This is a genomic window from Ferrovum myxofaciens, from assembly GCF_013181415.1.
GTDB classification, from domain to species: Bacteria; Pseudomonadota; Gammaproteobacteria; order Burkholderiales; family Ferrovaceae; genus Ferrovum; species Ferrovum myxofaciens.
This window is the reverse complement of sequence record NZ_CP053676.1, coordinates 2,286,372-2,299,815: the sequence shown is the minus strand read 5'-3', so window position 1 is coordinate 2,299,815 and position 13,444 is coordinate 2,286,372. Positions and strand designations below refer to the sequence as shown.

Here is a 13,444-nt window from a genome sequence, read left to right as displayed (position 1 = left end):
ACCGCGCGTCACCCCCTTTTTTTCAATGGTCACCTTGTATTTTCGGGGTCTGTGGGGGGCAGCGCTTCAGTTGCGACAGGTCGCGCACTGCGCCGCGGTCGGCGGAGGTTGTCAGCGCGGCGTAGGCTTGCAGCGCTTGCGAGACAGGGCGCACGCGGTTCACTGGCTGCCATGCGTCGAGACCGCGCGCTTCCATCGTGGCGCGGCGATACGCCAGGTCTTCGGCGGTGACGCGCAGGTTGATCGAGCGTGAGGGAATGTCAATATCGATCATGTCCCCCTCTTCCACCAGGCCGATGGCACCGCCTTCCGCCGCTTCCGGCGAGGCGTGGCCGATCACGAGGCCGGAGGAACCGCCGGAAAAGCGGCCGTCCGTGAACAGCGCACAGGCCTTGCCGAGTCCCTTCGATTTGATGTACGACGTGGGGTACAGCATCTCCTGCATGCCTGGACCGCCTTTCGGGCCTTCGTAGCGAATGATGACGACGTCGCCCCCATGCACTGTATCGCCGAGGATCGCTTCCACCGCTGCGTCCTGGCTTTCGAACACACGCGCCTTGCCGGAGAACTTCAGGATGCTTCCGTCCACACCGGCCGTCTTCACGATGCAGCCTTTCTCCGCGATATTCCCATACAGGACAGCGAGGCCACCATCCTGCGAATACGCGTGCGCGCGGTCACGGATGCAGCCGGCGCTACGATCGAGGTCGTTCTGCTCGTAACGCTCGGACTGCGAGAACGCCACCTGGGTCGGTACGCCGCCCGGCGCAGCGCGAAACAGTTGATGCACTGCCCCGTCGTCGCTGCGGCAGATATCGTACTTCTCGATCGCCGCACCCATCGTCGCGCTGTGCACCGTTGGCAGCGACGTGTCCAGCAGGCCGGCGCGTGCCAGTTCGCCCAGAATCGCAATGATGCCGCCGGCACGGTGCACGTCTTCGATGTGGAACTTGTCCGTCATCGGCGCCACCTTGCACAGGCACGGCACGTTGCGCGAGATGCGGTCGATGTCGGCCATCGTGAATTCCACCTGCGCTTCGTGCGCGGCGGCCAGCAGGTGCAGCACCGTGTTGGTGGAGCCTCCCATCGAGACGTCCAGCGCCATTGCATTTTCGAACGCCGCCTTGCTGGCGATACTGCGCGGCAGGACGGAGTAATCGTCCTGCTCGTAGTGGCGCTTGGCCAGTTCGACAATCAACCGGCCCGCGCGCAGGAACAGTTCCTTGCGGTCCGCGTGGGTGGCCACGATCGTGCCGTTGCCTGGCAACGAGAGGCCCAGCGCCTCGGTCAGACAGTTCATCGAGTTTGCCGTAAACATGCCGGAGCAGGAACCGCAGGTGGGGCATGCAGAGCGCTCCACTTCCGCCACATCCGCATCGGACACCGTGGAGTCACCCGCCTTGATCATCGCATCGATCAGGTCGAGCTTGATGATCTTCTTCTCGTTGTTGACGACCTTGACCACCTTGCCCGCTTCCATGGGACCGCCGGACACGAACACCACCGGAATATTGAGGCGCATCGCAGCCATCAACATTCCGGGCGTGATCTTGTCGCAGTTCGAGATGCACACCATCGCATCGGCGCAGTGCGCGTTGACCATGTATTCGACGGAGTCGGCGATCAGATCGCGCGACGGCAGCGAGTACAGCATGCCGCCATGCCCCATCGCGATGCCGTCGTCCACGGCAATCGTATTGAATTCCTTCGCAACACCGCCCGCCGCTTCGATCTCGCGCGCCACCAACTGGCCCAGATCCTTCAGGTGCACGTGCCCCGGCACAAACTGCGTGAACGAATTGACGACGGCGACGATCGGCTTTTCGAAATCGCCATCCTTCATGCCGGTGGCGCGCCACAGCGCGCGCGCTCCCGCCATGTTGCGGCCTTGGGTCGTGGTACGTGAACGGTAAGTCGGCATGGGATCTCCTCAGGGTGGTGAACAATCAGGAGCATTAGGGTGCCGCGTGTACCACGAGTTGTCAAATCCATGATTCATCCGAGGAGTTGCACTTGCACTTCACCAGAGATTCACGCAACGCATTTTCTATCACGCAAGCCGAAGTCAATATGGTTACGTCTTGGCTACGGTGGCAGGGCTTGCGCGTGATCGAAAATAGACATACCCCTTGTCAAACAGGCTATTTCGGACTAACATTAGTCCACTCAATCAAGCCGAGGTGCGCTATGACAACCGTCAATATCCATGAAGCCAAGACCCAGTTCTCTCGTTTTGTCGATCAGGCAGAGGCCGGTGAGGAGATTGTGATTGCCCGTGCGGGTAAGCCAGTGGCGCGTTTAGTGGCGTTGTCCGATCCCGCCAAACCTCCGCGCAAACTGGGTTTAGGAAAAAAATCCTTCACTTTCCCGGAGAAATTCGACAGTTTGAATGCCGCTGAAATTGCGGCCATGTTCGAGCAGGGAAAGTAGATGGCCGGGCACGTTTATCTGCTGGATACCAATGTGTTGCTTGCGGCACTGCTCGCCCCGGAGCGCCTGCCGAAGGAGGTGGTCGCCGGAATATCCGATTCGTCCAATACGGTTTATTTCAGTTCGGCCAGTATTTGGGAGGTGGCGATCAAACGTTCGTTGCAGCGGGCGGATTTCGATTTTTCTCCACAGGACATCCATCGCCTTGCTCTGGATACAGGCTTTGCCGAGTTGATGGTCAAGGGCGAGGATTGTTATCCGATTGCGAGTTTGCCTTGGCATCACCGTGATCCGTTTGACCGTTTGTTGGTGGCGCAGGCGCAGTCCTTGCCCGCTTACTTGCTCACCACGGATGGGGTGCTGAACCAATACTCTGAACTGGTCGTTCACCTGACGCTAAACCTCCCCATGCCTAAAGGTAGGGGGTTCTAAGGGCGAATCCATTGATATACCCGGTCAATGGGCAACAGGCAGTGATACGGGGGTTTTATGGGGCTGGCTGGAGACTCTGGCTACCTTTTTGTCTGGCCTCCAGCAGGGATCCCGCCACCATTCCCACCAAACTGGCACCCAATCCGGCTAACTGCGGAGGGATCAACGCTTCTGGAGCCCACCCTTCGCCCAACAACCATACCGCAAGACCCAAAACCACCGAAGCCAGCCCCCCCCAAGGAGTGGCGCGCTTCCAGTACACCCCAAAGGCCAGGGGCACAAAAGCGGCAACCAAGGTCACTTTATAGGCATCCTCCACCATACTGAAGATGGACGCCTGGGAATTGAGGGCGATGACCGTTACCAGACAGGTAAAACAAAACACCACCCAACGCATCACCGTCAACAACTGCCGGTCGGTCATCCCCGGCGTAAATCCGCGCACGATATTTTCCGCAAAGGTCACGGAAGGTGCCAGCAAGGTGGCCGAGGCACAACTCTTGATGGCCGACAGCAATGCCCCAAAGAACATGATCTGGGCGAATAGAGGGGAATGAGTCAGGATCAGTTGGGGCAGAATCTGTTGAGAATCCGTATCCAGGTAGCGACTGACCAGTGCCGGGTCGATACGTGTCGCAGAATAAGCCAGAAACATGGGAATGAAGGCAAACAGAAAATACAACACCCCACCCAGAATCGAAGCATTGCGGGCAGTGATTTCCGTGTCGGAGGAGGTCACCCGCTGAAAGACATCCTGCTGCGGAATGGACCCCAGCATCATGGTGATCCAGGCCGTGAAGAAAGCGATCACAGCCCCCCAGTGCGGGGCGGGCCAGAAGGCCAGTTTGCCCTGCACCGACGCCTGATGGACCACGGCACCCACCCCCCCCGCCGGCCCCCCCAGATCCCAGCCGATGTACACCATGCCCAGCATGATGATGATCATCTGGATGAAGTCCGTGATGGCCACCGACAGCATTCCGCCAAACAGGGTATAAACCATGACCGTGGTCGCGCCTACGATCATGCCGGTGGCTTTGCTCATCGCTCCGGCGGAAACCACGTTGAACACCAGTCCCAGGGCCTTGATCTGGGCCGCCACCCAGCCCAGATAAGAGATCACGATGCACAGGGTCACCAGTACCTCCACGGTACGCCCATATTGACGTCGATAGAAGTCACCGATGGTCAGCAATTTGCGCCGGTAGAGGGGGCGGGCAAAGAACAAACCGACGAGCACCAGACAAAGAGAGGAACCGAAGGGATCTGCCACGACGCCCCGCAAGCCTTCCTTGAGAAAAGTGGCCGGAATCCCCAGTACCGTTTCAGAGCCGAACCAGGTGGCAAACACAGTGGCTGTCACCACATAAAGAGGCATGCGATGCCCCGCAGCTGCATAATCTGCGGTATTGCGCACGCGCAAAGCCACGATCAGGCCAATGGCTACCGAAACGGCCCAATAGCCGATGACAAACCAGAGCAACATGACAGAACTCTCTCCGTGAACTTTACACCGCAGAGCGGGGCGATTTTCTCAAACTTTCCCAGTGGAGGGCAGTGTACCCGAGTTCAGGCGGCATCCCGTAGGGATACCGGCCCAGAAAAGGTCCTGGCAAACGTGCCTGCAACGTCCGGATCTGTCCCTCTTCTTCCTCCAGATCGGGACTCAGGCAATTGGCGATCCATCCCGCCCAGGGCAGCGAACGATGTTGGAGGGCTTCGGCGCTCAGCAAGGCATGATTGAGACACCCCAGACGTAGCCCCACCACCAGAATTACAGGCAGGGCGAAACTTTGAGCCAGATCGACCATATCGCCCTCCTCCCCCAGGGGTACCAACACCCCCCCTGCGCCTTCCACCACCAGACAATCGGTCTCGCTCTGCAAATGTTGATACGCAGTGCGCATGACCCCGAAGGAAAGGTTGACCCCTTGCCGATGCGCCGCCAGATGGGGCGCAATGGGCGGTTCGAAACCATAGGGATTGATCCATTCCTCTGGAACTCGTCCACCGGAATGTTTCAGCGTGGAATCCCCATGATGTTTCAACAGTTCCACATCTTCGTTGACCCATCGGTCGCCCTGTCGGAAAAACCCGGTAGCCACGGGTTTCATGCCCAACCCGTGCAGTCCTTCTCGGCGCACGCCTTCCAGCAAGGCACAAGCCACCCGGCTCTTGCCCACCCCCGTATCGGTGCCCAACACGAACCAACCCCTCATGCCAGCACCTCCTCGAGGGTTTCCAGGGTCCGACCCACCAGAAAATCCAGTTCCTCTCCCGTCAGATTGAGGGGAGGCATAAAGTAGAGGGTATGCCCGATGGGGCGCAACAACACGCCGGCTTCCCAGGCACGGGCATGAAAACGACGGGCAAAGTGCGCGGGGGGATCGATCACCTCGCAGGCCCAGATCATGCCCCGCTGTCGTCCCTGAGTGATGCGCGGATGGGCAAACAGGGGCGCCACCTGTTGTGCCATTTGTGCTTGGCGGGCCTGATTGAGCGCCAAAATTCCGGTTTCGTCGAATAACTGTTGTACGGCCAGCGCAGCCCGACAAGCCAGAGGATTGCCCGTATAAGAATGGGAATGAAGAAAGGCCCGATCCACCCCTTCCGCGTAAAAAGCCTGATAGAGGGGGTCCTGGGTCAGGACCACGGAAAGAGGCAGAAACCCACCGGTGATCCCCTTGGACAAACACAGGAAATCCGGGGTGATCCCGCTTTGCTCATAGGCAAAGAAGGTACCCGTCCTGCCAAATCCCACGGCAATTTCATCGGCAATGACATGGACGTCATGGTGCCGGCAACAGGCCAGCACCGCCCGCACATACTCCGGAGAATGGAACACCATGCCCGCTGCGGCTTGCACCAGAGGTTCCAGAATCAGTGCTGCCACTTCTCCCTGATGAGCAGCCAGATAAGTTGCCAGCGCTTCCAGGGAACGGGCCTCGCTGCCCGGAATCCGACTGTCCGGAGCGGGAATGGTGTGCGCTCCCCGAATCAATGCGGCATAGGCCGTACGGAATAGCGGAATATCCGTCACCCCAAGCGCCCCCAGGGTTTCCCCATGGTACCCATGGGCCAGCGCGATGAAGGAATTTTTATTTGGCTGCCCCTGATGGCGCCAGTAATGGACACTCATCTTGAGGGCCATTTCCGTGGCCGAAGCACCATCGGACCCATAAAAACAGTGACCCAGGGTTCCGCCCGTACGAGCGCTCAGGCGTTCGGACAATTCCACCACGGACTGATGGGTCAGCCCCGCCAGCATCACATGATCCAGTCGGTCCAGTTGGTCCTTGAGCGCCGCCACAATGGCGGGATGGCCATGCCCCCACAGGTTGACCCACCAGGAACTGATGGCATCCAGGACGCGTCGCCCCTGCTCCTCCACCAGCCAGGCCCCCTGTGCCGACTGGATCAGATGGACCGGATATTCTTCCAGCCATTGCATCTGGGTACAGGGGTGCCAGACTGCTGCCGCACTCCGTTTGGCCCAACTCGCGGCTTGATTCATGCTTCGACCCCTATCGCTTTTTCAAGACCTTCCAATAACCGATCGATGTGCGCCACCGAATGGGCTGCACTCAACGAAATTCTCAGACGGGCCGTTCCTTCCGGAACGCTGGGCGGGCGAATGGCCGCTACCCACAGCCCCTCTTCACGCAACCGATGAGACACCGCCATCACCCGCGGGTTCTCCCCCAGAATCAGGGGATGAATGGCGGTGCAGGAAGGCACCCCCCCCAGACCCAGAGCCTGCAATCCCCTCTGGAGTCTTTCCCCCAACTGGGCCAGATGGGTACGCCGGAATTCCTCACTGGCCACACATTCCAAAGCAACCTGGGTAGCCGCCTGCACCAGGGGCGGCAGGGCCGTGGAAAACATATGGGTACGGGCCCGTTGTGCCAACCAGTCCATCAAGGTGGCGGTGCCCCCCACAAAAGCACCTGCAGTACCTACCGCCTTGCCAAAGGTCGCCATGTGCAAGACCCGTGCGGAACTCACCCCAAGGGCTGCCAGACTGCCCTTCCCCTCCGGACCCAGGACACCCAGCCCATGGGCATCATCCACCAGAACCCAGGCTTCGTACTGTTCTGCCAGGCGCACCAATTCCCGCAAGGGGGCGACATCCCCATCCATGCTGAAGACTCCATCCGTAAGTATCCAGCGTTGTCCGAACGCGCAAGTGCGCAAGGACCGTTCCAAAAATTCCCAATCCCCGTGGGGGTAAATGGTCAGTTGGGCAGGCCGGGCCAGCCGCACCCCGTCGATCAAACTGGCATGGTTGAGCGCATCGGAAAACACGGCGGTTGCCCCATCCACCAGCACGGGAATCACCCCCAAATGCGTGAGATAGCCCGAGGAAAACACCAGCACCCGTTCCAGACCCAGCCAATGCGCGATCCACGCCTCCAGTTCGGCCTGGGCGGCGCTATAGCCGCATACCAGAGCCGAGGCACCGGCACCGATCCCATACTGCTCGAGCCCCCTTTGAGCTGCGGCGCAGACTCGGGGATCGTTGGCCAGCCCCAGATAATCATTGGAGCAGAAGGCCAGAAATGTCCGGTTGTCCACGCTCAGATAGGGTCCCTGGGGACCCTGCACCGGATGGTGCGGTCGTTCCAACCCCTGGCGTTGCCAATCCTGAAGACGTGAGGCGTAGACGTTCATCATAGGTTCTCTGGCTAGTCGGTGCGTACCTTATTCAGCCAATGTTTTCACAGGCACAACTTCAAGAACGTCACTTGATTGAATTCCACCATCGTTGGTCAAGAAGAATTTACAGCCCGCTTGAATCGCCGTAGCGTAATGCAGCGCATCGATAAATTTCAAGCCACGCTCGGCCCTCAACTGTGCAGCCAAGTCAAAGGTTTCAGCATCATGCGGTTGGATAGACAAAAAATCTTCCATGCCAAAAAATGTCTTAACACTCTCAACCAGTGCCGGATTACCGATTTGATAGGGCTTCACTAATGTCTCGGCAACCGCGGCATCCCCGGTATAGCCGATGATTAACCCAGAATCAATGGCTTCAATGATGGGTGCGACCACCGAGAAATAGTCTGGGTTGCGGTCCAGGAAGTACACAAAAACATTAGTGTCCAGGTAGACGCGGTGTCCGACCATGCGGGCGATAGCATCCTCTATCTTTCCCATGTGTCACGACCACCATTCAGGTCGGCTTCAATTTCTGCGGTTGTTTGCCCCCAAAGGCCACGTGCGATACCTGCGTAGGCCATTGCCGACTCTTTGCGCGCCTTGCGGTTTACGGGCACCAAGGTAACAACGCCGTTTGCAAAAGCCACTTCAAGCATGTCGTTGGGTTTGATGTGCGCTGCTTCAGCAATGCGGGTGGGGATTGTAATCTGGTGTTTGAGTCTTACTCGCACTTGTGACATGGCCGGCTCCAGTGCTGGTTGGAAAGTAGGAATTCATCCTAGCATTCCTACTATTCTGACGCAAGTTTGTTCGCCGATCCACTCTGATTAAGTCCAAAATGTTCAGTATATCCATCGTTCCGGTTTGGCATATAAGATTATAACCGTGCAGACTTTGGAATCCCGTCGAGACAGATTATAATCGTGGTTTTCCTTGGATTTTTCGTCATCATGGCCGCGTATAGTACCGAAAAAATTCTCTCTGTCCATCATTGGAACGACACCCTGTTCAGTTTTACGACCACCCGGGATGCCGGGTTACGCTTTGAAAACGGTCATTTTGTCATGATCGGTCTGGAGGTGGACGGAAAACCCCTGACCCGTGCCTACAGCATTGCCAGCGCCAATTATGACGAACATCTGGAATTTCTCAGCATCAAGGTTCCCAACGGTCCCCTGACCTCGCGTCTGCAACACATCCAGGTGGGGGATTCCCTGCTGGTCAGCAAAAAACCCGTGGGCACCCTGGTGATTCATGACCTGCTCCCCGGCAAACATGCCTACCTGTTTTCCACGGGCACCGGCTTGGCCCCCTTCATGAGCATCATCAAGGATCCCGAAACCTACGAACGTTTCGACAAGATCATTCTGGTACATGGCGTGCGCCAGGTTTCCGAATTGGCCTACCGCGATTTCATCACCCACGAACTGCCTGCCAATGAATTCTTTGGCGAAGAGGTACGCCGGAAACTGATCTATTACCCCACTGTCACCCGTGAGGAATTCGAGACGACGGGACGCATCACGACCCTCATCGAAAACGGAAAACTGTTTTCCGATGTGGGCTTGCCCCCTCTTGATCCCGCTGTAGACCGGGCCATGATCTGCGGCAGTCCAGGGATGCTGAAGGACATTTCAGCGTTACTCACCGAACGGGGACTGAAAATCTCCGGAGGCGTGGGCGAACCCGGTGACTTCGTCATCGAACGGGCCTTCGTGGAACGTTAAGCCGGGGCTTTTTCTTCTTCCTGACGGACCCGCGCCAGCCATAGATACATGGCAGGAACCACGAACAAGGTGAACAGGGTACCGATGGACAGCCCGGAAAAAATCACCAACCCCATGGCACGGCGCCCTGCGGCGCCTGCCCCCCCGGCCAGCACCAGGGGCAGCACGCCCAATACCATGGCAGTCGTGGTCATCAGGATGGGACGCATCCGAATGCTGGCGGCTTCCACGATCGCCTCCCGTTTGGTGCGCCCTGCCCGCTGCAACTCATTGGCAAACTGGACAATCAGGATTCCGTGTTTGCTGATCAACCCCATCAGAGTCACCAAACCGACCTGGGTATAAATGTTGAGGCTGGCCCCCCCGAGGTTGATCAGGAGCAAGGCACCAAACAGGGCCATGGGAATGGAAATCAAAATGATGAGCGGATCACGGAAACTTTCAAACAAGGCGGCCAGCACCAGAAAGACCATGAGTACGGCAAACAGCAAGGTCACGGCAAAACTCCCCGATTCGCTCATGAACTGCCGGGAAGCCCCGGAATAATCCACGTTGAAACCGCTGGGCGCCACCTCCTGAAGCGTTTTATTCAGAAAGGCCAGAACTTCACCCTGCGACACCAGCGGCGTCGTCACCCCGCCAATGGTCGTTGCATTGAGTTGCTGAAAGTGGCTCACCGTTTCCGGCACCACGAGTTGACGCAAATGTCCCAGGGTCGCCGCCGAAAATAATCGCCCGTCCGGAGTACGAAAATAGTAGGCAGGAACCTGGGAAGGATTGAGGCGATCTGTTTGTCGAACCTGTGGAATGACCCGGTAAGAACGCCCATCCATGGAAAAATAATTGATGTAATTCCCCGACAATGCCCCACTGAGACCGTCGCCCACATCCTGTTGGGTGAGACCCAGCGCGGCGGTCAGGTCACGATCCACGACAAACCGGGATTGGGGTTTATCCAGTTTGAGATCCGCATCCACGAAGAAGAACATCCCGCTCTGACGCGCCCGATCCACGATCTTTTGCGCCACTTCATCCAGTTGTTCAAAGGATTCGGTGGTGGTGATCACGAACTGTACAGGCAGTCCCTGGGTTCCCGGCAAAGGAGGAAACTGGAAGGCAGCCACCCGGACGCCAGGCACCTGGGCCCAACGCATCTGTAATTCTTTCTGCAACTGTTCCGCGCTGCGTTTGCGTTCTTCCCAGGGTTTGAACACCACCCCGCCGAGCCCCTGATTGAGCACTGGCGCGCCCGTGATCTGAAACATCTGGGAATATTCGGGCTCGGTCCTGGCGATTTTCTGAAGAGCCTGGGCATTTCGCTGCATTTCATCCGCTGTCACATTGGCCGGGCCAATCATGGAGTAAAGCACGATCCCCTGATCTTCCTGTGGCGCCAATTCGCGCATCGAGGTCATGAATAAAAATACCGTCACGCCCAGAAACAGAAAACCCATCACGATCATGACCCCATGGGTTTCCAGGGCACTGGAAAGAGTTCTGCGGTACCGGTCGTGCAATCGTTCCAGGCCCCGTTCCAGACGGGCCATAAACCCCGCAGAGGCATGTTCCTGCTTGAGAAAGTGGGCACACATCACGGGAGACAAGGTCAAAGCCACGATCCCGGAGAGGGTCACCGCACCGGCCAGAGTGAAAGCGAACTCCGTAAACAGGGCACCCGTCAGTCCCCCCTGGAAACCGATGGGAATATAGACCGCCACCAGCACCACGGTCATGGCCAGGATCGGCCCGGCCAGTTCCCGAGCCGCCAGAAATGCCGCTTCCCGGGCGCTCTTGCCCAGGCGCTGATGACGTTCCACATTCTCCACCACGATGATGGCATCATCCACCACCAACCCGATGGCCAGCACCAAGGCCAGAAGGGTCAGCAAGTTGATGGAATACCCCAGCATGAGCATGACCAAAAACGTGCCCACCAGGGACAGGGGCAAAGTCACCAGGGGAATGATCACGGCACGGGCGCGCCCAAGGAACAGAAAAATCACCGCCGTGACAATGACCAGCGCCTCCAGCAGGGTCTTGGCCACTTCGTGAATGGCCGAAGTAATATACTCGGTGGAGTCATAAACGATCTTGCCCGTCAGTCCCGCGGGTAATTTGGCCTGCAGGGCAGGGAAGGCTTTGCGTACCCGTTCGGCCACCTCCAGAACATTGGCATTGGGGGCCACCTTGATCCCGATGAAGACGGACTTCTGCCCATCAAAGGCCACATTGAAATCATAATTGTCCGAACCCAGCGTCACATCCGCCACATCCTCGAGATGCACGAGACCGAGGCCCGTTTGCTTGACCACCAGACGCTTGAATTCCTCCACCGAATGAAGATCCGTGCCCGCCGTCAAGTCCACGGTGACAGCCTGCCCTTTCGTGGCCCCCGCCGAGGTCAGATAATTGTTGGCGGCCAGCGCCGCGCTTACATCGGCGGCCGTCACCCCGTTGGCGGCCATACGGTTCTGATCCAGCCAGGCCCGCAAGGCAAAATTGCGCGCGCCCAGCAATTCGGCGGTTTGCACCCCCTCCACGGAATCCAGGGTGGGTTTGATTTCACGCAACAAAAAGTCGGTTACATTGCTGGTGGGCAAGGTTTCGCTGTAAAACCCCATGTACATGGCATCCACCGTCTGCCCCATCTGAACGGACAAGACGGGTTGCTGGGCTTGGGGGGGCAGTTGGTTGCGTACCGAATTGACCTGGGTGTTGATTTCCGTCAGGGCGCGACTGGCGTCATAATTCAGACGCAAGGTAGCGGTGATGACGGATGCTCCCATCAAGCTGTTGGAAGAAAGGTAATCGATGCCCTGCGCCTGGGCAATAGCAGCTTCCAGGGGCTGGGTAATGAATCCCGCAACGGTCTGGGCATCGGCACCATAGTAACTGGTGGCAATAGTGACCACCGCATTCTGGGTCTGCGGATATTGGCTCACCGGCAACCCGAACAACGCCCGCAACCCCAGCACCAGGATGATCAGGTTGACCACCGTGGCCAACACCGGTCGGCGCAAGAAGAGATCCGTAAAACGCATGGTATCCCCTTACTGTTCTTGCGGGTTAGGCGCCGCCGCAAAGGGCGGTGCAGCCGCCGTACTGAGCGCGACGGACATGCCTGACTTGAGTTTCAATTGCCCGCTGGTCACTACTTCGTCTCCCGCTTTAAGACCGCTCAATACCGCGATCTGATCGCCCCGGGTTGCCCCCGTGGTGATGAACACCTGTTGGGCTTTGGGAGGAGTTCCCCCAGGACCACGCTGAATCACAAACACGGTGGCCCCATAGGGATTGAAAGCAATGGCCGACTGGGGAAGAGTCAAACGTGGGGCCGCTCGGTCATAGTCCCAGGTCACGTGGGCAAAGGCACCGGGCAACAGGGAAGCAGTGCCCGGTTCGAGACGGGCCTCCACCGACACGTTGCGGGTACTGGCATCCACCTCGGGATTACGCGCCACCACCCGGGCGGCAAAGGTTTTACCAGGCCAGGCTTCAAAAGACAAATGAACCCATTGTCCCACGGCGATACGGCCCAAAAATTGCTGAGGCAGATTGAAATCCACCAGCAACTGGTGCACGGTTTGCAAGGTGGCAATTTTGTCGCCGGGATTGAGGTACTGTCCGGGATTGACCAGGGTGATCCCCATCTGTCCCGCAAAAGGGGCCGTGACCTTTTTTTTGGCCAGCAGGGCCAGTGCCTGATCTCGCTGCGCCGTCCGACTGTCCACATCCGCGCGGTCCACCTCCAGTTGCGCCTGACTGATGGCATGCACCGCATACTGGGCTTCATCCCGTTTCAATGTCAGGCGGGCCAGTTCCAGTCCTGCGATCTGCGCCTGGAGGGCCGCCCGTTCCGCATCATCCACCATTTCCACCAAGGTTTGTCCGGCTTGAACCTCATCCCCGGCCTTGAAAGCGACCCGGCGCACCATACCCGCAACTTCCACGCTGATCTGCACGCCACGGGCTGCCCGCAGGGAACCGATGGTGTCGAAGGAGGGTTGCCAGTTCGTCCATTGAATAACCTGGGCTGTCACCACCTGAGGGGGGTGAGCCGCACCGCCCGTCAGGTATTTTTGCATCATGGCCCGTTTGAACAGAGTGAATCCCACCAACCCCACCACCAGCAGAGTCATCAGCGCACCCATGAGGATCAGGCGTTTTTTCAGGGAAGGGGCAGATTGAACTGTCAT

The 13,444-nt window shown here is 58.3% G+C and carries 12 protein-coding genes; 3 read left to right on the top strand and 9 right to left on the bottom strand.

The window, feature by feature from the left end; all coding sequences use genetic code 11:
* Positions 1-22 precede the first annotated feature (22 nt).
* Positions 23-1,921, bottom strand: coding sequence for a dihydroxy-acid dehydratase (gene ilvD, locus HO274_RS11325; RefSeq protein WP_273119745.1), 1,899 nt, complete (start codon positions 1,919-1,921; stop codon positions 23-25).
* Between the two features lie 266 nt (positions 1,922-2,187).
* Here ilvD and HO274_RS11320 point away from each other — a divergent pair, with 266 nt between their 5' ends.
* Both HO274_RS11320 and HO274_RS11315 read left to right on the top strand, forming a co-directional pair.
* A complete protein-coding gene (locus HO274_RS11320; RefSeq protein WP_273119743.1) occupies positions 2,188-2,430 on the top strand; it encodes a type II toxin-antitoxin system Phd/YefM family antitoxin in 243 nt (80 codons plus the stop codon).
* Positions 2,431-2,862: a type II toxin-antitoxin system VapC family toxin gene (locus tag HO274_RS11315; protein WP_051862634.1), complete on the top strand. Its 432-nt coding sequence runs from the start codon at positions 2,431-2,433 to the stop codon at positions 2,860-2,862. It begins immediately after the preceding gene.
* 55 nt (positions 2,863-2,917) lie between these two features.
* On the opposite strand, the gene HO274_RS11310 is transcribed toward HO274_RS11315, so the two are convergent.
* From HO274_RS11310 to HO274_RS11285, 6 genes are read right to left on the bottom strand one after another with little or no spacing between them, the layout of a single operon-like run.
* Entirely contained in the window at positions 2,918-4,348 is a 1,431-nt protein-coding gene (locus tag HO274_RS11310) for a high affinity choline transporter 1 (RefSeq protein ID WP_273119742.1), read from the bottom strand.
* Positions 4,349-4,370: 22 nt separating this feature from the next.
* Entirely contained in the window at positions 4,371-5,081 is a 711-nt protein-coding gene (gene bioD, locus HO274_RS11305) for a dethiobiotin synthase (RefSeq protein ID WP_273119740.1), read from the bottom strand.
* On the bottom strand, positions 5,078-6,376 hold the full coding sequence (bioA, locus tag HO274_RS11300; RefSeq protein ID WP_273119737.1) for an adenosylmethionine--8-amino-7-oxononanoate transaminase: 1,299 nt from the start codon (positions 6,374-6,376) through the stop codon (positions 5,078-5,080). The genes bioD and bioA overlap by 4 nt, the downstream gene beginning before the upstream one ends.
* Positions 6,373-7,536 carry an 8-amino-7-oxononanoate synthase gene (bioF, locus tag HO274_RS11295; RefSeq protein WP_273119733.1) on the bottom strand — a complete coding sequence of 388 codons (1,164 nt, stop codon included), beginning with the start codon at positions 7,534-7,536 and terminating at the stop codon, positions 6,373-6,375. Before bioF ends, bioA begins: the two co-directional genes overlap by 4 nt.
* A 27-nt stretch (positions 7,537-7,563) precedes the next feature.
* Positions 7,564-8,019 carry a type II toxin-antitoxin system VapC family toxin gene (locus HO274_RS11290; protein WP_062188463.1) on the bottom strand — a complete coding sequence of 152 codons (456 nt, stop codon included), beginning with the start codon at positions 8,017-8,019 and terminating at the stop codon, positions 7,564-7,566.
* Positions 8,007-8,261: an AbrB/MazE/SpoVT family DNA-binding domain-containing protein gene (locus HO274_RS11285; protein WP_031596275.1), complete on the bottom strand. Its 255-nt coding sequence runs from the start codon at positions 8,259-8,261 to the stop codon at positions 8,007-8,009. Before HO274_RS11285 ends, HO274_RS11290 begins: the two co-directional genes overlap by 13 nt.
* Positions 8,262-8,471: 210 nt before the next feature.
* Here HO274_RS11285 and HO274_RS11280 point away from each other — a divergent pair, with 210 nt between their 5' ends.
* Positions 8,472-9,248, top strand: a complete 777-nt coding sequence (locus HO274_RS11280; protein WP_031596276.1) for a ferredoxin--NADP reductase — start codon at positions 8,472-8,474, stop codon at positions 9,246-9,248.
* Here HO274_RS11280 and HO274_RS11275 read toward each other — a convergent pair.
* A complete protein-coding gene (locus HO274_RS11275) occupies positions 9,245-12,289 on the bottom strand; it encodes an efflux RND transporter permease subunit (protein WP_273119729.1) in 3,045 nt (1,014 codons plus the stop codon). The genes HO274_RS11280 and HO274_RS11275 overlap by 4 nt on opposite strands.
* A 9-nt stretch (positions 12,290-12,298) precedes the next feature.
* The gene (locus tag HO274_RS11270) at positions 12,299-13,444 is read right to left on the bottom strand and encodes an efflux RND transporter periplasmic adaptor subunit (RefSeq protein WP_273119727.1); all 1,146 of its coding nucleotides are present in this window, start codon (positions 13,442-13,444) and stop codon (positions 12,299-12,301) included.

What these genes read in the sequence shown, in the direction of transcription:
- HO274_RS11320 (WP_273119743.1), top strand. Translation starts at nt 2,188, where the DNA reads ATGACAACCGTCAATATCCATGAAGCCAAGACCCAGTTCTCTCGTTTT.
- bioF (WP_273119733.1), bottom strand. Translation starts at nt 7,536, where the DNA reads ATGATGAACGTCTACGCCTCACGTCTTCAGGATTGGCAACGCCAGGGG.
- HO274_RS11310 (WP_273119742.1), bottom strand. Translation starts at nt 4,348, where the DNA reads ATGTTGCTCTGGTTTGTCATCGGCTATTGGGCCGTTTCGGTAGCCATT.
- HO274_RS11290 (WP_062188463.1), bottom strand. Translation starts at nt 8,019, where the DNA reads ATGGGAAAGATAGAGGATGCTATCGCCCGCATGGTCGGACACCGCGTC.
- HO274_RS11315 (WP_051862634.1), top strand. Translation starts at nt 2,431, where the DNA reads ATGGCCGGGCACGTTTATCTGCTGGATACCAATGTGTTGCTTGCGGCA.
- HO274_RS11275 (WP_273119729.1), bottom strand. Translation starts at nt 12,289, where the DNA reads ATGCGTTTTACGGATCTCTTCTTGCGCCGACCGGTGTTGGCCACGGTG.
- ilvD (WP_273119745.1), bottom strand. Translation starts at nt 1,921, where the DNA reads ATGCCGACTTACCGTTCACGTACCACGACCCAAGGCCGCAACATGGCG.
- bioD (WP_273119740.1), bottom strand. Translation starts at nt 5,081, where the DNA reads ATGAGGGGTTGGTTCGTGTTGGGCACCGATACGGGGGTGGGCAAGAGC.
- bioA (WP_273119737.1), bottom strand. Translation starts at nt 6,376, where the DNA reads ATGAATCAAGCCGCGAGTTGGGCCAAACGGAGTGCGGCAGCAGTCTGG.
- HO274_RS11280 (WP_031596276.1), top strand. Translation starts at nt 8,472, where the DNA reads ATGGCCGCGTATAGTACCGAAAAAATTCTCTCTGTCCATCATTGGAAC.
- HO274_RS11270 (WP_273119727.1), bottom strand. Translation starts at nt 13,444, where the DNA reads ATGACAGTTCAATCTGCCCCTTCCCTGAAAAAACGCCTGATCCTCATG.
- HO274_RS11285 (WP_031596275.1), bottom strand. Translation starts at nt 8,261, where the DNA reads ATGTCACAAGTGCGAGTAAGACTCAAACACCAGATTACAATCCCCACC.